The sequence below is a fragment of the Burkholderia sola genome (assembly GCF_905400185.1).
GTDB lineage: Bacteria > Pseudomonadota > Gammaproteobacteria > Burkholderiales > Burkholderiaceae > Burkholderia > Burkholderia sola.
In genome coordinates, this window is record NZ_FR989676.1 from 2831025 (window position 1) to 2852213 (window position 21189).

Annotated in this window: 17 protein-coding genes and 1 pseudogene; 6 read left to right on the forward strand and 12 right to left on the reverse strand. The window is 59.2% G+C overall.

Annotation, left to right across the window (positions count from 1 at the left end; genetic code table 11):
* Window positions 1-130 precede the first annotated feature (130 nt).
* Entirely contained in the window at window positions 131-712 is a 582-nt protein-coding gene (locus KR541_RS29075) for an amino acid synthesis family protein (RefSeq protein ID WP_050011188.1), read from the reverse strand.
* Window positions 713-832: 120 nt separating this feature from the next.
* Between KR541_RS29075 and KR541_RS29080 the strand changes: the two genes are divergently transcribed.
* From KR541_RS29080 to KR541_RS29100, 5 genes are all read left to right on the forward strand, one after another.
* Window positions 833-1687, forward strand: a complete 855-nt coding sequence (locus KR541_RS29080) for a fumarylacetoacetate hydrolase family protein (protein ID WP_050011189.1) — start codon at window positions 833-835, stop codon at window positions 1685-1687.
* A 28-nt stretch (window positions 1688-1715) separates the two neighbouring features.
* Window positions 1716-2279, forward strand: coding sequence for a VOC family protein (locus KR541_RS29085; RefSeq protein WP_050011190.1), 564 nt, complete (start codon window positions 1716-1718; stop codon window positions 2277-2279).
* A gap of 77 nt (window positions 2280-2356) precedes the next feature.
* Window positions 2357-3790, forward strand: a complete 1434-nt coding sequence (locus KR541_RS29090; protein ID WP_216090019.1) for an aldehyde dehydrogenase family protein — start codon at window positions 2357-2359, stop codon at window positions 3788-3790.
* Window positions 3791-3880: 90 nt separating this feature from the next.
* Window positions 3881-5494: a bifunctional 3-(3-hydroxy-phenyl)propionate/3-hydroxycinnamic acid hydroxylase gene (locus KR541_RS29095; RefSeq protein WP_050011192.1), complete on the forward strand. Its 1614-nt coding sequence runs from the start codon at window positions 3881-3883 to the stop codon at window positions 5492-5494.
* 146 nt (window positions 5495-5640) lie between these two features.
* On the forward strand, window positions 5641-6336 hold the full coding sequence (locus KR541_RS29100) for a GntR family transcriptional regulator (protein ID WP_050011193.1): 696 nt from the start codon (window positions 5641-5643) through the stop codon (window positions 6334-6336).
* Window positions 6337-6416: 80 nt separating this feature from the next.
* Here KR541_RS29100 and KR541_RS29105 read toward each other — a convergent pair whose 3' ends face one another.
* The 6 genes from KR541_RS29105 to KR541_RS29130 all read right to left on the reverse strand — a co-directional run bounded on the left by KR541_RS29105 (window position 6417) and on the right by KR541_RS29130 (window position 14028).
* Entirely contained in the window at window positions 6417-7547 is a 1131-nt protein-coding gene (locus KR541_RS29105; RefSeq protein WP_080334124.1) for a porin, read from the reverse strand.
* A 456-nt stretch (window positions 7548-8003) separates the two neighbouring features.
* Complete coding sequence (locus KR541_RS29110) at window positions 8004-9458, reverse strand: MFS transporter (RefSeq protein WP_216089969.1); 1455 nt, start codon at window positions 9456-9458, stop codon at window positions 8004-8006.
* 25 nt (window positions 9459-9483) lie between these two features.
* Entirely contained in the window at window positions 9484-10680 is a 1197-nt protein-coding gene (locus KR541_RS29115) for a cytochrome P450 (protein WP_185731861.1), read from the reverse strand.
* A gap of 10 nt (window positions 10681-10690) precedes the next feature.
* Complete coding sequence (locus tag KR541_RS29120) at window positions 10691-11146, reverse strand: flavodoxin domain-containing protein (protein ID WP_050011195.1); 456 nt, start codon at window positions 11144-11146, stop codon at window positions 10691-10693.
* Between the two features lie 24 nt (window positions 11147-11170).
* Entirely contained in the window at window positions 11171-12424 is a 1254-nt protein-coding gene (locus KR541_RS29125; RefSeq protein WP_063772873.1) for a ferredoxin--NADP reductase domain-containing protein, read from the reverse strand.
* 104 nt (window positions 12425-12528) lie between these two features.
* Window positions 12529-14028, reverse strand: a complete 1500-nt coding sequence (locus KR541_RS29130; RefSeq protein WP_050011197.1) for an APC family permease — start codon at window positions 14026-14028, stop codon at window positions 12529-12531.
* A 422-nt stretch (window positions 14029-14450) separates the two neighbouring features.
* On the opposite strand from KR541_RS29130, the gene KR541_RS29135 reads away from it, so the two are divergent.
* The gene (locus tag KR541_RS29135; RefSeq protein ID WP_050011198.1) at window positions 14451-15149 is read left to right on the forward strand and encodes a response regulator transcription factor; all 699 of its coding nucleotides are present in this window, start codon (window positions 14451-14453) and stop codon (window positions 15147-15149) included.
* A gap of 758 nt (window positions 15150-15907) precedes the next feature.
* Here the strand turns inward: KR541_RS29135 and KR541_RS29140 are convergent.
* From KR541_RS29140 to KR541_RS29160, 5 genes and pseudogenes are all read right to left on the reverse strand, one after another.
* Window positions 15908-16126: pseudogene (locus tag KR541_RS29140) on the reverse strand (transposase); the annotation flags it as partial.
* Between the two features lie 85 nt (window positions 16127-16211).
* Window positions 16212-17540, reverse strand: coding sequence for a purine-cytosine permease family protein (locus KR541_RS29145; RefSeq protein ID WP_124660028.1), 1329 nt, complete (start codon window positions 17538-17540; stop codon window positions 16212-16214).
* A gap of 106 nt (window positions 17541-17646) precedes the next feature.
* Window positions 17647-18771, reverse strand: coding sequence for a porin (locus KR541_RS29150; RefSeq protein ID WP_050011200.1), 1125 nt, complete (start codon window positions 18769-18771; stop codon window positions 17647-17649).
* A 178-nt stretch (window positions 18772-18949) separates the two neighbouring features.
* On the reverse strand, window positions 18950-19834 hold the full coding sequence (locus KR541_RS29155) for an alpha/beta fold hydrolase (RefSeq protein WP_089489203.1): 885 nt from the start codon (window positions 19832-19834) through the stop codon (window positions 18950-18952).
* Window positions 19835-19912: 78 nt separating this feature from the next.
* Window positions 19913-20686, reverse strand: a complete 774-nt coding sequence (locus KR541_RS29160) for an SDR family NAD(P)-dependent oxidoreductase (protein WP_048985709.1) — start codon at window positions 20684-20686, stop codon at window positions 19913-19915.
* Window positions 20687-21189 lie beyond the last annotated feature (503 nt).

Sequence of the window (21189 nt, forward strand, 5' to 3'; positions counted from 1 at the left end):
GTCTCCGGTCTATCACTCTTCGTGTATTCGCCACACACAGTCACTGGCCCGGCCATCTACCCGCGACACGGACCACGCTCAATGCATGATATCAATTTTTATGCACAAAAACACAGATTCCGCCTGAACTTCATCGCAGGCCGTCGAGACCCTTGACGTCCGACGCCGCGAGGCCGCCCAGTCGCGCGTGCACGCGCCCGCCCGTCGCCATCGCGAGTGCGAACGCGATCTCGTTGCGGCGCGGGCCATCCCAGACGGTTAGCTCGCACGTGCCATAGTGACTGCGGACATAAGACGCCTGAATATGGCCCAGCGGAACCATCAGGCGCGTACCAACGCCGCCGATCGTCTTGGCCGACGGCACCATTGCTTTCGGCTGGCCCAGCGATTCCCGCATCGCCCAGCCGCCGGCTTCATGCCATACGGCGCCATGCTCGAGTTCGCCATCCTCGCCGACGATCGCGCCCTTTCCGTACGCCTGGACGTTCTCCGCGCCGCCGAGCAGCGCCACGAGGCGTGACGAGAGGTCATGCCCGAGTTCGCGCAGCGCCTGCATGAACGGCAGCAGGTCGGGCTCGTACCGCCCCGCATACGGATTCGCGACGACGGCGGTCGCGACCGCAACCCGCAGCGGCTCGCTCACGCGCTCTCCCCCTTCGTGCCAGACCTCCTCCAGGTCGAGCTTGATCTTTCTGACATTGACCAGCGGCATCTTTCTGCTCCACGGAAATTGTTCGGATCGCCGGGAGCCAGTTTGTGCTCCCGTGCTTGCATTATATCCATTCCGATGTAATATGCATAAAAACATGTTTTATGCCCAAACGGAGGAGCAATGAAACTCGTGTCGTATCGCCGGGCCGGCAAGGCCGCTTTCGGTGCAATCAAGGAACAAGGGATCGTCGATCTCGCGTCGCGCATGCCGGCGCTGGCCGATCTCGCTTCACTGCTCGCGGATGACACGGCGCTGGACGAAGCACGCCGGCTCGTCGCCGCGGCCGCGGCCGCGGATTTCCCGTCGGCCGATGTCGAGCTCGAGCCGGTCATTCCACGCCCGAACAAGATCATCTGCGTCGGCATCAACTATGTCGCGCACGCAGCGGAAGCCGGGCGCACGGTCGGCAAGTACCCTGTCATCTTCCATCGTTACGCGGAAACCCTGTTGCCGCACGGTGCGCCGCTGATTCGTCCGACCATTTCAGACAATTTCGATTTCGAGGCCGAACTCGCGGTCGTCATCGGCCGCGGCGGTTCGCATATCGCACCGGAAGACGCGATGAGCCACGTTGCCGGCTATACGTGCTTCAACGACGCCAGCGTCCGTGATTGGCAATTCCATACGCACCAGTACGGGATGGGCAAGAATTTCCGCGGCACCGGCGCGCTCGGCCCGTGGCTCGTCACGGCCGACGAAATTCCGGACTACCGTGAACTCTCGGTACACGGTCTGTTGAATGGCGAACAGATGCAGATCGGCAAGCTGTCCGAACTCGCCTTCGACATTCCGGCCCTGATCGCATACGTATCGCAGGCGCTCGACTGGCAGCCGGGCGACATCCTCGCGACCGGCACCCCGAGCGGGATCGGCTTCAAGCGTCAGCCGCCGGTATTCCTGAAGCCCGGTGACACCTTCGACGTGGTGATTCCGGGAATCGGCACGCTGTCGAACCCGGTGGCCGACGAAGCGTGAGCGATACTCGAACAATCAGGAGACGATCATGGCGGCACTGCCGAAAATTCAGTTCACTCACTGCGGCATCTTCTGCAGCGACCTCGACCGGATGGTCGACTATTACCGCAAGGCACTCGGGTTCGTGATCAGCGACAAGGGTGTCGCGTCGACCGGACACAATCTGTACTTCATGACGCAGGATCCGGAAATCCATCATCAGCTCGTGTTGTTCGATGGAAAGCCCACCGACCTCCCCTTCAACCCGGTCAACCAGCTTTCCTTCCTGCTCGATTCGCTGGACGATCTGCGCACGTATTACCAACGCGCGAAACGTGCGGGCGTCGCCGGTATCGAGCAAGTCGATCACGGCAACGCGTGGTCGATCTATTTCAAGGATCCTGAAGGCAATCCGATCGAACTCTACGTCGACAGCCCGTTCTTCACCGCGCAGCCTTGTCGCGAGCCGCTCGATCTCGATCTCCCGAGCGCTGAAGTTCTGAGACGGACGGAAGCGATGTGCCAGCGCCGCCCGGGCTTCCTGACGCGCGACGCATGGATCGCGGCAATGCGCGACCGCATCGCCGCCCAACGCACCGCATTCGACGAATAGACATACCAATCCGTAGCGTCCGCCGCGTTCGACGGCAGGCGGACGCCACCCTGAAAAAATGGGGGAGATCACTGGTCATGAAGTGCAATCTCATTGGCGGGTCGTGGCGCACCGGCACCACTTCACGCCGCAACATCAATCCGTCCGATCTCGACGACGCAATCGGCGACTATGCGTACGCGGATGTCGAGCAGGCACACGAGGCAATCGACGCCGCTTGCGACGCTCAACGCGGCTGGCGGAACAACGGCATCCAGGCCAGAGCGAATGCACTCGACGCGATCGGCAGCGAATTGCTCTCGCGGCAGACGGAACTCGGTACGCTGCTATCGCGTGAAGAAGGCAAGACGCTTGCCGAGGGCATTGCCGAAGTCGCGCGTGCCGGGCAGATATTCAAGTTCCACGCCGCCGAAGCGGTGCGCTCGGGCGGCGAGTCCCTGCCGTCGGTCAGACCGCTCGTCGACGTCAATATCACGCGCGAGCCGGTCGGTGTCGTCGGCATCATCACGCCGTGGAACTTCCCGATGGCCATTCCGGCCTGGAAGATCGCGCCGGCACTGGCGCACGGCAACAGCGTCGTCTTCAAGCCGGCGGACCTCGTCCCGGGATCCGCGTGGGCGCTCGCGGACATCATCCACCGCAGCGGCATTCCGCCCGGCACATTCAATCTCGTGATGGGGCGCGGCAGTGTCGTCGGCAACGCGATGGTCGCCTCGCCGAACATCCACGCGATCTCGTTCACCGGATCGGTCGATACCGGGCGGAACCTGCTGCTGCAGGGCGCGCGCCAGTTCAAGCGGATGCAGCTCGAGATGGGTGGCAAGAATCCGCTCGTCATCCTGGACGACGCGGACCTCGACGTCGCCGTCGACTGTGCGATACAGGGCGCCTATTACTCGACCGGGCAGCGCTGCACCGCATCATCCCGTTTCATCGTGCAGAAAGGCATTTACACGCGCTTCATCAACCGTGTTGCGGAGGCGCTCGGGCAACTCCGCGTCGGGCATGCGCTCGACGCCGACACGCAAATCGGACCCGTTGTCGACAGCGAGCAACTGCGACTGGATGAAGCGTACGTGGAAATCGGCCGGAATGAAGGGGCGACGCTGATCTGCGGCGGTACGACCGTCGTCCGCAGCACACGAGGCCATTTTCTGACGCCGGCGCTGTTCTCCGATGCGGCACCGACGATGCGCATCGCGCGCGAGGAGATCTTCGGCCCGATCGCGTGTGCTATCCCGGCGAAGGATTACGACGAGGCGCTGGAGATCGCGAACGCCAGCGAGTTCGGATTGTCAGCCGGCATCTGTACGACGTCTCTGAAACATGCGACGCATTTCAGGCAACACATGCGCAGCGGGATGGTGATGGTCAACGTGCCCACCGCGGGGGTCGACTATCACGTGCCGTTCGGTGGCACGAAGTCGTCGAGCTACGGCTCGCGCGAGCAAGGCCGATACGCCGCCGAATTCTTCACGACCGTCAAGACCGCCTACACGAAGGCATACTGAGATCAGTCGGGCGACGGTCCGGTGGACCCGCCCGCACCGCCGGGCGAACGTGGTCGGTTCTGGCGGAACGAATATGAACATGGAGGAGATGTGGACTTCGATTTGATCATTGTCGGTCTCGGCCCGGTCGGTGCAGTCGCCGCCAACCTGGCCGGTCAGGCCGGCCTGCGCACGTTGGTCGTGGACAAGTCGCCCACTGTCTACGACAAGCCGCGGGCAATGGGATTCGACCAGGAAATCATGCGGATCCTGGCCAACCTCGGGATTGCAGACAGGATCGCGCAATACGTGATGCCGTACCGCCCGTCCGAATACCGGACGACCGATACGCGCGTGATTCGCCGCATCGACGCGGCAGCCCCGCCATACCAGCTCGGCTGGGCACCGAACTACGTGTTCATGCAGCCGCAAATCGAAGGGATCCTGCGCGACAATCTCGCCGGCTACCCGTCGGTCAGAGTCGAGCTCGGTGCGGAAGCGACCGCGGTCGAATCGCACGACGATGCCGCATCCGTGACGATCTCGCTGGCGTCGGGCGAGCAACGCACGTTCACCGCGGGCCATGTGCTGGCCTGCGATGGAGGAACGAGCCCGATCCGTACGCGGCTCGGCCTGGACATGGAGGATCTCGACTTCGACGAGCCGTGGCTCGTCGTCGACGTGATGATCAAAGACGGTGCCGGCGAGAGCCTGCCGGCAACCAACGTGCAGTATTGCGAGATCGCGCGCCCGTCGACGTTCGTCGTCGGCCCCGGCCGCTGCCGCCGCTGGGAGTTCATGATCAACGCGGACGAGACGCCTGCCGACGCCTGCCGGCCCGAGTTCGTGAAGAAGCTGATCTCGCGCTGGCTCGCCGACGACGAATACGAGATCTGGCGTGCATCCGCCTACCGGTTTCACGCGCTCGTGCTGCGCCGCTGGCGGGCCGGGCGGATATTCTTCCTCGGCGACGCGGCGCACATGACACCGCCATTCCTCGCGCAGGGAATGTGTCAAGGCATCCGGGATGCGTCCAATCTCGTCTGGAAGCTCGCGATGGTTACGCGTGGCAAGGCCGGTACGGCACTGCTCGACAGTTACCAGGCTGAACGGTTGCCGCACGTCAAGCGCACGACACTCGTGACGAAGGAACTGGGCAAGCTGATCTGTGAACGCGATCCGGTCGCGGCCAGCGCGCGCGACGAGCGCTTGCATGCGGAGATGGCCGCCAATCCGCAGGGAATGGTCCGGCAATCGTTGATCCCGGGATTGAGCGACGGCTTTCTGTCCGCTTCGAGCGACGGGCCACGCGGGCTGCTGTTTCCGCAACCACGCGTGCGGACGTCCACCGGCGACGAGCGCCTGCTCGACGACGTGACCGGCGCGACCTTCCGGCTCGCGGTGGACGCACGTACTGATGTCGCGACCGTCGCGCAACTTCGGCAGGCATGCGATCGCCTGCAGTATCCGGCGATCCGGTTCGTCTCGATCGGGCCCGACGCGCTCGCGCCCGATGCCTCGCCGGATACGTATCAGGACGTCAGTGGCGTGCTGACCGGCTGGATGGCTCAACACGATTGCCGTGTGGTTCTCGCCCGCCCCGATCACTATGTGTACGGTGGTTGCCGTGAGCTGCAGGAAGCGCTTGCGCTGCTCGACGAGCTCGTGGCCGCGCTAGCGACCAACGGCTCGCAAGCACTTGAGGCGCCGGCAACGAGCCCTTGATCCGGAACGCGCATCATGTAACAGCCTTCAGCGCTCGGTGCTTTGCCCGAGCGCTTTTTTTGTTCGACGAGCCTTTCGAGTCAATCTTGCATAGAAGCGCGCTTTGCGCATAAAATTACCGCATTGACAATCCGGAATGCCACGCCATGGATTCGACACCTGCCTCCAATGGTGCCCCGCTCATCGATGTTGCTTTCGCACGGATGAAAACCTCGATCATCCGGTGTGAACTGGAGCCAGGCACGCGCCTGAAAGTCGAAAGTCTGTCGAAGATCTACGGTCTCAGCAGTTCACCGATTCGCGAAGCACTGAACCGCCTCGCGCAGGACGGAATCGTGCAGGCGACCGAGAATCGCGGCTTTTGGGTTGCACCGATCAGTATCGACGACTTCAAGGACATCACGCGCCTGCGCATCCTGCTTGAACACGAAGCGCTAATGGATTCCATCGAGCATGGCGACGACGACTGGGAAGTTGCCGTGCTGACGGCGTTCCATCGGCTGAGCCTCGCCGAAAAGCGGATGGGTACCGGCCCGGTGGCCCTCGACGACGACTGGTCGGAGCGCCATCGCGCCTACCATATGGCGCTGCTGTCCGCGACGCCGAGCCCGCTGCTGCTGAACATGGTCGGATCGCTGTTCGACCGCGCCGAACGCTATCGGCGCTACTCGGCGCTCCATCGGACGGAGGAACGCCACAAGGGCGCGGAACACGAGGCGCTGATGAAAGCGGCGATCGGGCGGGAAAAGGACAAGGCAGCGAAATTGCTGCGCAAGCATATCGAAGGGACGTTGACGCGTGTTGCCGCCGCACTGGAACGGCAATTGGCATCGGTACAGTAAGTCGAGCGCAGTATCCGATACTGCCGCGCGCGGATGAATTCCATTGCGACGACGACGCGCGCCGCCGTCGCAAGAACCAATCAGAACATCGTTTGCATGCCGATCCGGCCGATGAACTGCGAGCGATTGCTCGACGGGCCGAACGTCCCGTTGATCGACGCATTCGCCCCCCCGTTCGTCAGCTGATACATCGATTGCAGATAGACGGCCGTCCGCTTCGACAGATGGTACTTCGCAACGGCCCCCCATTGATGGGCGTGATTGCGGTCGACAACCTCATTCCCCCACATGTAGGTATAGGCGAGGCTCGTCGAGAACACCGGCGTGAACTGATACAGTGCGCCGACCTCCGCCGCGTTGACAACCGCGCCGTTGTGCGTATTGCGCGTGTCAGTGAACAGCGCCGTCAGCAGCAGTTTGTCGCCGCGATATTTCGCGCCGAGCCCGTAGTTCCTGATGCTGTCACCGAGCAATGACGCATAACGCACGTCCGTATAGGCCGCGCCGAATGCAAACGCGCCGGCACTGTAGCTGGCACCGAAGCTTTCCGCGCTGTTTTGGCGGAAATCCCCGGCCACGCCGCCGAATGCGTACATTCCGCCGAACCGGAATCCTCCCAGCAAAGGACTCGTGTACTTGACCGCGTTGCCAAGAGGCGTGTCGCCGTTCATGCGGTCGAAGTCGAACGCCTCGTTCGGTGGAGAATCGGGAATGCCGAGCTTCGCAAACGGACCATCCCGGAAGCCGTAGAATCCGCCGCCGTACATCGCCATATCGGCCCCGACATCGGCGAACAGCGTGTCGACCATGAAGTCGTACTGGCGTCCGAGCGTGAGCTTGCCGAAGCGCGCGTTATCGAGGCCGACCCATGCATTGCGCGCGAAAAGCCCGGTTCCGGTACCGCTCCCGTTGCTCTTCTGAGCGACGAGATTGCCCTGCAGCGTGAACTGCGTCACCAGTTGGAACACCGCGCGGGTGCCGCCACCGAGATCCTCGGTCCCGCGAAATCCCAGCAGGTTGGGCAACGCGATGCCGTCGTCGAGCCGCCATGCAGGGTGGCCCGAGGTATTGCTGATGTATGACACACCTGCATCGAGCAAGCCCCAGAGCGTCACGCTGCTTTGCCCATAGGCACACGATACCGGGCCCAGACCCGCGGTCGCGCAGGCAATTGACGTAATGACCCACCTTTTCACCGTCGTCTCCTCCATACCGTTTACGAAGTCGCCAATGTGCACAAGAAATGCCTAAGATGATTTTTTGTGCATATTTATATTCTTTGCGCACACTCTACACGGCTTTGCAAGACGCAAAACTCCGTGTTTACGCGTGAGTGCGCTGCAGCATGAAGACGCACGCCGATGTCGAAGCTGCAGCTACTCCACACGCTGCGGCGGTCGCTACGTGGCACGTAAATGAAGTTGCAAAGGGTCAGCGATCAGCATCCGGGGGACGAAGGCCGAGAAGCGAGGCTTCGCTTCGAACCGTGATGGTCTTTCAACGCTGCACTTTCATAACGGTCACGATGGCGGCGAGTTCGTATTCCCCGATCGCGGCAAGTACGTCCTCGCGGTTGCGGTGGGGACACCATGTCGCACGACCCCATCAACTCCAGACCGCGATCTGAAGCGGGAAATGGTTAGGCGAATCGTTGGATTGGATGGCGATTATTCAGAGACTGGCGGGCTATCTCGGCGTGACGAGCCAGGATATTGGCCGACTGCGGTTCTACCCGTAGCAGGCAAAAACGCCCGCTGCCCGCACGATGGGGCCTTCAGTGTGCATAGGGTCACCAACCCGAGCACGGAGGAAATACACCCGATAGAATAATCTGCTCGTATGCCCATATGATCGACGATCAGCCCTCCCACGGCGGACCCAATCGCGATGGCGACTTGAACAACGCAAATGAAGAGCGCCGAACCGACTTCGGGGCAGTCAGCGGCATCGTGCTGAGTCCAGATGCTGAAGCACAACGGGATTGCACCGAACGCTACGCCCCAGAGCGACAATGCTGCGGCCTCGCCGATTCGCGCATGATCCAGTACCGCCATCAGCAACAATGCGAAGAACAGCAGAGCCGTCGCGATCGCGGTGGCGACTTTCACGTGGCCATCCATCACCGCCGAAAGCGTCACGTTCGACATGAAGCCGACAATACCAAACACCATCAGCAGGCTTGAAATCTCCGATACCGAAAAGTCCTCTCCGAGACGAGGTTCCAGGTACGTATAGGTGGAAAAATGCGCGCCGAATACGAACGCCACCATCATCAGGCTCAGACGCACGTGCGGCCGGCGCAGCAGCGAAATGAAGTCCTGAACGCCCACGGTGGTTTCAGCTGTCAGCTTCGGCACGAAGGCGACCTGCGCAAAAAGCGCTACCGTTGCGAGGACACCGGTCGCAACGAACGATTCCCGCCAGGACGCGAGCGTAGCGATCAGGGTCCCGAGCGGCACACCAATGACAGTAGCCGATGCAACCCCGCCCAGGATGCATGCGATCGCACGCGCCGTATCCCGGGCTTGCACCATGCGCCCCGCCGCCGCGGTCGCGAGCGTCCAGAACCCTCCCAATGCGATCCCCAACAGTGCCCTGCCGGCAAGCATCGTCGTGAAGTTCGTCGAGTACGCACTGACGAAGCTTGAGCACGTCAGCAATCCGGTTAATATCAAAAGTATGTACCTGCGATCCCATTTTCCAGCAACAACCACCGAGGTCGGCGCGGCCAAGGCAGCCATCACACCGGGCAAAGTCATCATCAAGCCTGCCGTCCCGGACGTGACATGCAGATCCAGAGCGATGTGCGCCAGAAGGCCGACCGGTAGAAATTCGCAAGTGACGAACGCAAATGCGCTGACCGCGACGGCAAATACGGCGAACCATTGATGTCGTGAGGTTGGGACATCGCCGGGAAACTTCCCGGACGAGCGGCTTTTGGAAGGCATGCTATCGGAGCGCGGATGTGGAATGATGGAAGCAACGGACGATACGGTCGACAGCGTACGCATGACGACACCGGGCGGGTCGCCGATAGCGGAATGAAGGGAGCGCCCCGAGCAGTTGTTGCTCGCGAGACGCTCCTTGAGCGCTAATCCGGAATACCCCCGATCAGCGCGCATCCCCCGTTTCCCGTCCTCGGTCGCTTCAGGAAAAGCGCAACGGCAAAGTCAAATAGTTGCGAATGCGATCGTCGTGCTGAACCGCGGGAGAGCCGGCGAGCTCCACGCGTGAATAGCGTTCCGCTATGGCTGACAAGATCACCTCGATCTCGACACGGCTGATCAATTGCCCCGCGCAGCTGTGTGTTCCGATGCCGAACGACAGCATCTGGCTTTCACGCATCGAACGAGTATGGTCGAATGTGTTCGGATCCTCGAACACATCAGGATCCCGATTGACTGCCGCAGTCATGAAGCGAATGACGCTATTTTCCGGGATCACCGTGCCTCTGATCGTAACCGCGGCTTTGTTGTACCGAGTGAAGGACATCTCTGGCGGATACAGACGCAAGAATTCGTTGATCATCGCCTGGCGGTTTTCGCGATCGGCTTTGTAGAGGTCGAAGAGTTCAGGCTCGCGCGTGAAATGCTCCAACGTCGACGCGAGCACGTAAGCCGGATTAGGTGCACCGGAGAAGAAAAAATTGACCATGGCCTGGACGACTTCAGCCTCGGATAGTTCGCCTCGCGCTTGTGCCTCGATTAGTGCGTCCGCAAGACCGTTTCCAGGATTTCGGCGCTTCTCGGCAACAAACGCGTTGCACCGGTCGAACAGATACTTGAACCCCTCTACCGCATCGTCCAGCTGCGCCTTCGTTGAAGCCGGAGACTGAGCCATGACAATACGCAACCCGTTCTCCATCACACCTTCGATGTCGTCTTCCGGTATGTCGAAGATGCGGCACATCGTGACGTGGGTGGGTACGACACAAATAGTGTGATGAGCCTCGACAATGCCATCTTGCGGGATATTGTCCAGTGCGTCGCTCACAAGCGCCTTTGTATGCTTCGCCCACTCCGCGACCATCTTCGGCGTGAACCACTTGTTGAAGTGCCGCCGCAATAGCGTCTGCCGTGGCGGGTCGTAGAACAGCACACTTTCCTTGAACACGTGCCACGGATGGGGTTTCACCCAGTTCGGCTCCTCCATGCTCATCGCTGGATGCTTGGCAAACTCCACATAGTCGGAATACTTCGAGACGACGAACTCACGTTCGCTAATCCGATACACCGGTGCCTCGCGTTGCAATCGCTCATACCACGGATACGGGTTGTCGCGAAACGCGAGGTCCGCCCACGGAAGGTAAGGATCGTTCATGAAATCGCCCGTTTGATTTTTCATCGAAACCCCCTTATTTGCCCAAAATCGAAAGGATGCCCTGGGACCATGCCACCGCCATCTGGTTTGCAGGCATGCCTTTCGATGCATTGTGTCGTCCCGTTTCGCCAATTTGCGTGGCGCCGCACGAAGCGAGCATCTCAGTCAATAGATCGATTGCACGGTTGTAATTCTCGTAGCTGGAATCCCCGAGCCCAAACGCGGCAAATCTCATCGAAGCCAGATCGGGACGCTTCGCGATGAGCGCGCGATAGAACGGCTCGGTCGTCTCCGGCATATCGCCCTCGCCGTACGTAGAAGTAACAACGATCGCGAAACTGACAGCCTCCAGTTCGTCCACGGCTTGATCCGCCATCGATTTGACGACGCTCGGCATATCTTTCTCGGCGAAGCACATCGCAATATCATCGGCAACCATCTCTGCGTTACCGCTCTCCGTGCCAAACAGAATCAGAATCGATGCATTCATTTCTTTTTGCTCATATTTAGACGATTACCCCACGCTCACGATCTGCCTTGCCACTTCCAGCAGGCGCCTGCGATCTGCAATTTTCTTGCGGAGCCTGTTCGGCCCCGCCGCATCCCGTTCATACCGGTCCACCTCCAGCCAGCCGGCGTAATTCACGAAATCGGCTGGAAACTGGTCTCCGAGCGCGGCCAGTCCAGGCCGGCCGATCGGCAGCGCTCCGTCTTGCACCATCGCAACGATCTGCGCGGCCACGGCTTGTGCGTCTCTGCGATTCGCGGCAACCCCGCCCTTTCCGCCGTTCTTCGCCCAACCGACCTCGAATACATTGAACGAACGCCACGGCCCGCATCGCGCGCCGATATCGCCGACCTCGTTCGTAAAACCAATCGCAGTAACGATCGTGTCGACGTGAAAACTCACGATACCTTCCGCTTTCGAGTGTCCGCGCAAAACGCTTTTCGTCAGCAGTGCGTCGACCTGCACCGGCGTACATTCGAAGTGGAAAACAATTTCCACCAGCGGTTTGGCATATACGATGCGCCTCGCGGCATTCCGCAGCACTTGTGCCTTTTCGCTCTGATCGTCGTCCGAAAGACCCGATGCAGATACCTTTACATGTCCCAGATCACAAAGTTCACGCAGCATGGCAAGGTCAAATTTCGCGTCGCCTGCGCTGGATCTTCCGACAAGATGAATCCGCTCGAGATGATTCGAGCGAAGCATCGATAGCCGCTCGTCGTCGATATCGGAGTTATCGAATTGCTCGATGCGTTTGGCCAGCAACCGGGCAACGTCTATGGCGACGTTCCCGTGCCCGACAATCGCCAACGATTCACCCAAGGAGCAAAATCGCCCTCTGTCATGGGGCAACCGAGGCTCGGGATAGCCGTTCAGCGCCCGCAGTATTTCGCCTGCCCCAACGACGTTTGCTTTCGGGTGTTGTGGAACCGGAAGTACCGAATCCGTTGCCAAACCAGTCGCGAGCGCCACAATGTCGAAACTCTCTGTCAATCGCTCAAACGACAGGTCTTTTCCGATAGTTACATTCCCGAAAAAATTGACCCCATCGCGTCTAAACAGACGATCGAACTGCATCGCCACGGATTTCGAACCCTGATGATCGGCCGCGATGCCGTAACGCAACAGACCGAATGGTACCGGCTCCGATTCAAACACCGACACTGCAGAATCCGGCCAAACCTTTATCAACGATTGAGCCAGGTAGCACCCGGACGGTCCGCTTCCCACAACGGCAATGGATGGATTAATGATGCGCATGAACGTACCTGGACTGGTCTCTTGAAACGGAGATGAATCGGATGCCGAGTTGCTTCGCGACTGAAGCCGAAGCTATCGAGATTCACATCCGAAGCATGGATATGTCATTGCGTGACGGCGAGAACGGCCTCGTCGTCCGTGCCACCATCTCGCGGCTCGACGTCACGATTGCGCCCCAACCGCCGGAACACTTCCGGCTTGGCCTTCCTGAAATAAACGGCCAATGCCATCCCGAAAATCTGCACTGCGCACAGGCTATAGAGCATCCACGTGCTTTGGCCCGGTTCGCCGCCAACGAGAAGCTCGAAGTGCTTGCCAACGAGGACGACGAGCGCAACAAACAGGACTGCGGAGATGCCGGGCGCAACACACGCTTTGAAAACGCCTGCACCGATGAACCGCCCCTCGCGGAAATACCAGACGAGACATGAAACATTCACGACGGTCATAAGGATCAGTCCTCCTGCGGTACCGACGCCAGACAGTCGACCGTAAAGCAATTCCGGTTGGGCCCCGGTCACGATGAACGGCAGAAGAACAAGCAGCGTCAGCGTCGAAACCGTAACGGACGAGCGGTGCGGTGACAAATGCTTCGGATGGATCGCACTCAGGTACTGCGGAAATGCGCCGTCGATGCCGAGGTTGTGAAGATAACGCGTCAGCACGTTATGAATGGACAAGCTGGACGCAAACGCCGAGGTCAAAACCAGGATCGCGACCGGCGTGCGCATCCGCGCACTGACGAACTTGTCGAAGGCATTCTGAAACATGGTGGCGGGCGATTGCGTTGCGACGGAGATCACGTCGTGTCCATACACGCGAATCAGTGCATATGCGCAGAACGTATACAACAGACCGATGAAGATAACCGCACCATAAGTTGCTCGCGGAATGGTTCTATCCGGGTCGCGCACCTCATCACGGAACAATGCTGTCGCCTCGAACCCCATAAAGAAAGAGACGGCAAACAGCATGGCAAACGGGCTGTTCGCGTTGAACAATCCGGATGGGGAAAAAATGGCGTTCGGCGGCAAGTCGCTCGGGGGATTGCTGCCAATAACTCCAGTGCAGAACGCGATGCAAACGATGACTTCGGCGACCATTACCCAAGTCAGGAACTTCGCGGATACTTCGATGTGCAGATATCCGAAAATCGCGATGGCAAGCCAGCATGCGAGCGTAAAGTAGTACCAGGGGAATGCCCATCCCGTGAGCGTCCGCTGCAGATCAGCGGACGCAACGCCAAAATACGCCGGAACACCGGCAAGGATGATGAAGTACGTAATCGTGGCGAGCATTCCGGCTCCAAGCCCGGCACTCCTGCCCAATCCATGCGTGATGAATGCGTAGAAGTCGCCTGGTCGCTTCGCAGCATGGTTGAGTGTCAGATACCCCAGCGAGAACAGCATCAGCAGAACCATCGTCGCGATGAAGATGGTAGGGCTGGCTGCACCGCCATACATCAACGCGACCGGCACATATCCCGATACGGTCGTGAGAGGGGCCGAAAAAGCCAGAACGCTCAGCGCAAGCCCAAAGGCGCCCATGTTCCCGGTAAGTTTATTTCCCTTCTCTGCAATCGCCATGTAACCGCTTGTCTTCATTCGAGCCACCTCTTTTCTGTACGCGGTTCTCTCGGTATCGCACTGTGATGCGTGTACCGCAGAACCCGTTGACTTGGTAGTCGAACTATATTCAGCGAATTTCTGGCCAACATCCTCCGAAAGTATCTATGCGTCGCTTCAAGATGGAGCGCCGATCGCGCGTGGTGCGCCATGCACGACCAACGTGCAATGACGCGCTTCCAGATCGTGCTTCTACCTCTACGGCACCCTGGCACTTGGCCGGATTCGTCGCCACCGTCGCCATATACGGGAGCGTGTGACCCGCCAGTCGCCTTGGCTCGGTTCTTGCATCCAATCGTCGAACATCGCGCTAGCAGCCTTTTCGCGTAGGCCGCCAGCGTTCCAGCCTCCGTCAGACAGGTTCGGAAAAGGATCCTTTGTCTATTCCACTTGGATAAACCATGCGATATCATCTGAACGACGATTGCAAGGACTTCGCCAAGCGGACCATTGCGTTTTCCCAAACCCTTCTGGAATCGTCTGCCGCAATCTTTACCTGGTTTGACGCTACCCAGAAGATTCCACCGTGCACGGAACACGGCCTCGGCGACGTGATGATTCGCGACTATTACCGAGACTTCAGAGAGTTCGATCCGATCTCCCCCGACTTCCTTTTATCAAACAGATCTTCGGTCGTTACTCTAAGAAAGATCGCAGACAATAGATTTAGAGATTGCCACATCCCATACGCACAGTTTATGGCGCGGTACGGGTTCGTGGACGAGGCCGCCTTTGTCTTTTGGCAGGACAACCGAGCCATCGCTTTTCTCAATGTTCTAAAAGGCAGACACGACAAAACGCTCGACAATGAATCCGTACTCCAGGAAATGCATAGCTATATCCAGTACAACCTTCTCGGATTGGATTCAATAAAAACCCATCGACGCAATCGGAAACTCACCGAGCAACATCTATTGACAGCCCGCGAGCTAGCGATCGCCAATTTGATTGCGAGTGGACTTTCCAACAAGGAAATTTGCCACGAATGCCAGATCGAGCTGGTGACGGTCAAAACGCACGTGGGAAGGGTTCTGGCAAAGCTCGGATTGAATACGCGGTCACAAGTCGCGTCATTTCTGCACTCGATAACCGCGGATTGACCGTTGCAGTCCCGCCTCGTGGAAGCGAAGTGTGATGCGTGCGGTCCATTGCAGTTCAGTTGCAGGCGGGGCGAACCGACGCCGCCCTCAACCAGGCCGTCGAAACGACGTGCGCCCCGCTCCAGGCACCATACGAACGCACGCGGCCCGCTGAGCCTGCAAGCTTTCGCAATACCATCAGCTTGACACGCCATGGTTTCGACAGCTTCGTCAAAGGTACAGAGGAAAGATCGGGGCCGAATTGGCACGTTCAGTGGCGTTTCCACCGCGTACTCTCGCGGTGGCCGCTTCCATGCCGTGATCTGACGTTGGACCGGTTTTTTTACTTTCGGCTACGCTCGGCCGGACTCTGCTCTCCATGCCGCGCGTCGAAACGCAGGTGCGCAACCACTTGTCCGAGGCTGTAGTACGTAACGAAGCTGCTTCGGTCTGACTCAATGTTACGGATTCCAGCATCGGAATCCGTCTGACAAGCAGAGACCTCTGCTAAGTCAATCGGATGACGGCTATGCAGCGATCGCAGGAATATCTTTCGCATGCCTCGGTTCCCTGTTGGGTCCACTACTGAGGTCTGCGCGCCAACCCGACATTGAAGCGCAGAGGTGGTTACAATCGACAAAGCGTGAAGCATCATGATCTGTTCAAGTCCACGCCGGATCGCTCGACGCCAATCACAACGACATCGGAACGACGACGACCCAGGCGACGTGGACGATCTATACATCGTCTCTAGCGATACCCGATGCCCCTTGCTTGGCCAAGGCCTCCGCCAATAGCTCCCTTAGTCGATCATTCTCGCCCTCAAGGTACTTCAACCTTTGCGATTCAACGCCGTCGTTGCCACCAAACTTCGCCCGCCAGGAGTAGAAGGAGGTATCGCTGAAACCGTACGTCCTGCACAGATACTGGACCGCCTCGCCAGCTTCGGCCTCTCTCAAGAAGCCGATGATTTGCTCGTCCGTAAAGCGCTTCCGCATTCTCAAACCTTCCTCGAAAGTGACCTTTGCTGGCGTCAGGTAGCCTCGCGCTCCAGAAAACAGGTCCGTTTCTCAAGTGGTCCCTCTAACTCGAGGCAGCATGTGACGACAGTTCCCTTCGTCGATTGCAGTACGATTCGATACCAACAAAGAGGATCGCCTGGACAAGCACCGACACCGGTGTCGCCCACTGGTACAACGATGGGAAGAGCGATGCGTTACCGATGCACACTCCACATAGGGTTGCGATCAGGCATGAGCTCAATCCCGTCCATCGCCAGTTCTTGATCACTTGAGGCATGACATCGGGCACATCTCGGGATCGTCCAACCCAGAACTGATCGACGAGAAGCAACGTGACGAAGCAAGCCATGGACATACCGATATAGTTCAGGGCACTCGCGAGCAAGTGCGTACCATCTGAAATCAGCACAGCGGCCGCAACCGCGCAGAAAGCAACGATGACGACTCTTCTGCTGACGGAAACGCCAAATAGATGCTCGAGTGCGTTGACGAAAGCAACGGTGCCTGAGTAGATGTTCCCGAGATTGATTCTGAGCTGCGTCGTACACGCGAAAATGATCCCCCCCGCACCCAGCAACGAAACGAAATAGACGCCAGGATTGCTTTCCCGCATCTGGACAGCGAACCAGATCCCCAAGATCCCGGTGATCCCGTAACAGAACGCTGGAAACAACGCGCCAACAAACACCGTCCCTGCTCGGAGTTCCCGTTTGCGCACAAATCTTGCATAGTCGGCCGTCACAAGACCAATGATGAAGGCGAGACCGTTAACGATGCCCAATACTTCAAGCAGGCTGGTGAAGGGGGCTGCCGCAAGCCGAATCTCCGGGAGCGGAGCGCCAGCCACGGGAACATCAAGCGCGTTTCTTATCGCCCACACAACAAACACAACGAACAGCACCAGACTCATCGTCTGGAATCTTGCAAGAACCTTCATGCCCGACCACACGAGCGGCAACATGACGAAGACAAGGCAGATGTATATCAACGCATGAGGAGCTTGCGGAAAGAGAGCCTGCAGCGAAGCCCCCATGATGTTGGCTTCTGCGACGAAGTAAGTGAGGCAGGCCACTCCGTAGGCCAGGCTGAATAATCCCGCTCCACGATATCCGAGCACGGTTCTGGCCCAGATATTGATGCCAAACCCTGTCTGAATGGATCGACGAACGAGCAGCACACCGACGAATGTCGAAACGCAGTATCCGTAGGCCAGTCCGATCAGCGCGGCTGCTACGCCAAACCTCACGGTAATGATCGACGCAATCTGAGCAAAGAAAAGCGCGGTCGCAATACCTAACGTAGCGAAGAATATGCCCTGCCAACCGGTCCTTGCATCTTCAGGAACCGGACTGGACGCGTAATCATCATCGGAGTGAGTTGATGCCGGCATACAGAAATCCCAATACCTTCGTGTCAGGAAAATGAGCAACACGGCGCCGCGGAACTCACGAAGGAATCACCCTCGTATCGGTCCGCGGCACCTCATACAGATTGCTTCAGAACTTGTGCCGCAGGCCGACGGCTACAACTTCCTGAGTACCTTTGCCCGCCGCAATTCCGTACGACCCGATGGAAGCCTCGGCGGCGCCTTGCCCGTTCTGCCCGCTTGCATGCTGATACCCTGCGAGCGCATAGACGTCGGTGCGCTTGCTCAAGCTGTAGTCGGCCCCGATATTCACCTGGTGGTACTTGGCAGACGAATCCCCCAGTGCGCGCGTGTAGTTGTAGCCGGCGATGAGCAGGAACGCAGGCGTCACCTGATACTGGGCAAAGACCGAACCGTTGTGATACTTCTCCGACCCCGTGAACGTCGATGCCGAATCGGCCGAATACTGGGCATAGCCATACGCCGCGCCCACCGTGAACGGGCCCGCAACGTAATTGGCACCGATCCGGGCGATATTGATCGACCGGGCTGACGCATAAGCCGCATTCACCGGCGAATTAAACAGCGAGTCGGACGAGGAAGTGCCGCGATTGCCCAACGTCGCGTTGCCGTTGTCGATGTGGAGAACGCCGCCGCCGACGCTGAACGACGTGCTTTGATAGCCAACTGCTGCGCTCCACGTCTGCCCCGACCCCGTGGATCCAGCGACGCCGCCGAGCGCATACATGACCTCGGCCGAAACGCCGCCCCACGACGGACTCACCCATTTCACGGCGTTATTGAATCGAGCACTCGAGTCGTAATTGTCGACGTCACCCGGCGTAGCGAACCAGCCGCTGTAGACATCGGCGGTCAACTGCTGTTCGAGGTCGGTCAGCGGATCGTACTGACGACCGAACGTCAGGGTGCCGTACTGGCTCGAAATGCCCACGAACGCTTGTCGGCTGAACAACTTGCCCGGTGTCGCAAGCGCGCCGTTCGTGCCGTCAAAGCCGCTCTCTACTGTAAAGATGGCCGAGAGCCCGCCACCCAGATCCTCCGTTCCCTTCAATCCCCACAGGGAAGCCGAAAGATTGCTGGGCAACATCCTTACTTGCGAACTCTGTCCGCCGCTGTTGTGCACATAGCCCACACCCGTGTCGACGATCCCATAGAGCGTCACGGAACTTTGAGCCTTTGCTTGCGAGTAAGCTACGATGCTCAGTGCGGCGACTGCAATGACTTTTTTGTTCATTCCCCCCCCAAATCACCAAAGTTAATTTCACTAGGAATACTGATCAAACAAACTATCGAATTGCTTCGATACCAGCCGTTTCCGTCTCAAGATCAACAATCTCTCGTCGAACGGAGTGCAGCGCCCACGACGCACTGACATCGCTCGGCAGCATGCGGCGCCTGCTTATCCGCTCGTACTAGCCGAAGAAACTCTCGAGTTCCTTTGCAAGCGCCTCGGGCGCCTCTTCCGGGATATAGTGTCCGGAAGCGACCATCGTGCCGCGAACGTCCGCCGCGACCTGCTGCAGCTGCGGAACCAGGTCGGGCATTGATCCCTGATCTGCACGGACCGCAAGAACCGGCATCTTGAGCTTGCCCTTCGCGCTCAATTCGCGATTCTGCTCGGCCGACACCGAGATAGCACGGTAGTAAGCGAGGCCACCTTTCAGGCCATTCGTCAGGAACACGCGATGGTATTCCTCGAAGTCCGCTTGGGAGAACACCTGCGGGTTTGCCGCCTTCCGTTGCAAATACCACTCGAGATAGATGTGCTCGCGGCCGGCCAAGAGCGCTTCGGGAAGATCCGGGATGTTGTGGAATGCGACGTGCCACGTCCGCCACGCAACGTCGGAAGCCCACGGCAGCGTATCCGGAAGACTGATGCCCGGGATACCCGTGTCGAGGATCGCGAGGGCCGTGACCTTGTCGCCATTCATCGCCGCATAGGGATAACCGACCCATCCACCGATGTCGTGTACGACAAGTGCATGTCGATCGACACCGAGTTTCTCGACCAGGCCACGAAGGAGCCTGGCGGCCTTGACCGTGTCGAGCGTACCCGCGGGACGGTCCGAGTCACCTTGCCCGGGAAGATCCGGAGCAATAACACGGTACCGATCCCCAAGCAGCGGCAAAACCTTGCGCCACGCATACCAGCTTTGGGGGAAACCGCAAATCAGAACCAGCACGTCGCCGTCCGCCTTGCCGCCGCTCACATAATGCATCCGCACGCCATCAACCGTCTGAAAGCCCCGCTTGAAACCTTCGATGCCGGTCTCCGGCCATTCACGATTCGAAAACATTCACAAGCTCCTGTTGTTCCACCGACATGTGCAGGCGCGGGCACCTGCGCCGCGCCACGCGTGTAGCCAAACGCCCGCTCAGAAGGGATCCCGGGCAGCAGCAAGCCAGCCGCCGTCCATCACGTACTCGCTGCCATGCACGAAGTCGGCATCGTCGCCGCCCAGATACGCAGCGAGCTTGGCAATTTCTTCCGGCTGACACCAGCGGCGGGCCGGGAATTTCTGAAGGGCCGCCTCCATATCGGGCGAATTCGCCGTCGTGTGCTCCGACATCGCCAGCGGGGTTGCGGTTGCGCCCGGGCAAATCGTATTGACGCGAATGCCGCGCGCGCCGTATTCGAACGTGAGTTGTCGAGTCAGACCGATCACACCGTGTTTGGACGCCGTGTAGGCGGTCCCGCCACCCGCAGCACTGAAGCCCGAGGTGGACGACGTGTTCACGATCGCCCCTTTGCCTTGCTTCAGCATCTGCGGAATGACCGCTCGGGCCATCAGGAACGGTCCCGTGAGGTTAACGGCAATGACGCGGTCCCACTCTTCGACGCTCACCTCGTGAGCCGTCGCGTGTCCATCCAGAATGCCGGCGTTATTGCACAGAAGATCGATGTGCCCCCAACGCTCGATCACCGCCTTGACAGCGGCCTCGACGCTACGCGGGTCGCTGACGTCCACTTGATGTGCGTACGCCATCGACGGATTCGCCAACGCTTCGACGGTGGCAACGGCATTCTTGAGATTGATGTCGAGTGCGGCTACGTTCGCCCCTCTCGAAACGAACTCGCGAACCATTGCTCGCCCCATGCCGGAACCAGCACCGGTTACGACAACCACGCGCCCGGAATAATCATTCACTGAAACGTCTCCTTGACTTCACTTTGACCAGCACGTGCGCTGCTCACTGAGCCGGCGAATCGTGCGCTTTCTGTTTCCAGGATTCGCGTGCATGCATCGTCTTGCGCCAATTAGACGAGGTCCAATTGTGATTCTCGATGCATGCAGATCACGAATTTCTATCAGTTCGGCGAGCTGGACCGAAGACGGTCCACCATCAACCGGCACTCGGCAAACACCCGTCACGCATCGGAAGTTAATTCGTTATGCGAATTGACAGCCGGACGCCGCTCAAGCCATGTGTAACGCGCACCATCCTCAAGGTTGTAGATCGTGATCGATGAAGTGAGCTGTCAGGCCACGCAACAGGCATGAACCAATGCGAGCGTTACGACCGTCTGAATGATGTCCGGCGGCCTTGAAACCATTGTATGTATGGCCAAGACGCCGCTCGTCCATCCAAAGGATGAGAAAAATTTCCATTGATGCAACCGGTGACGAGGACGAACGCACCGCCCCGGTGC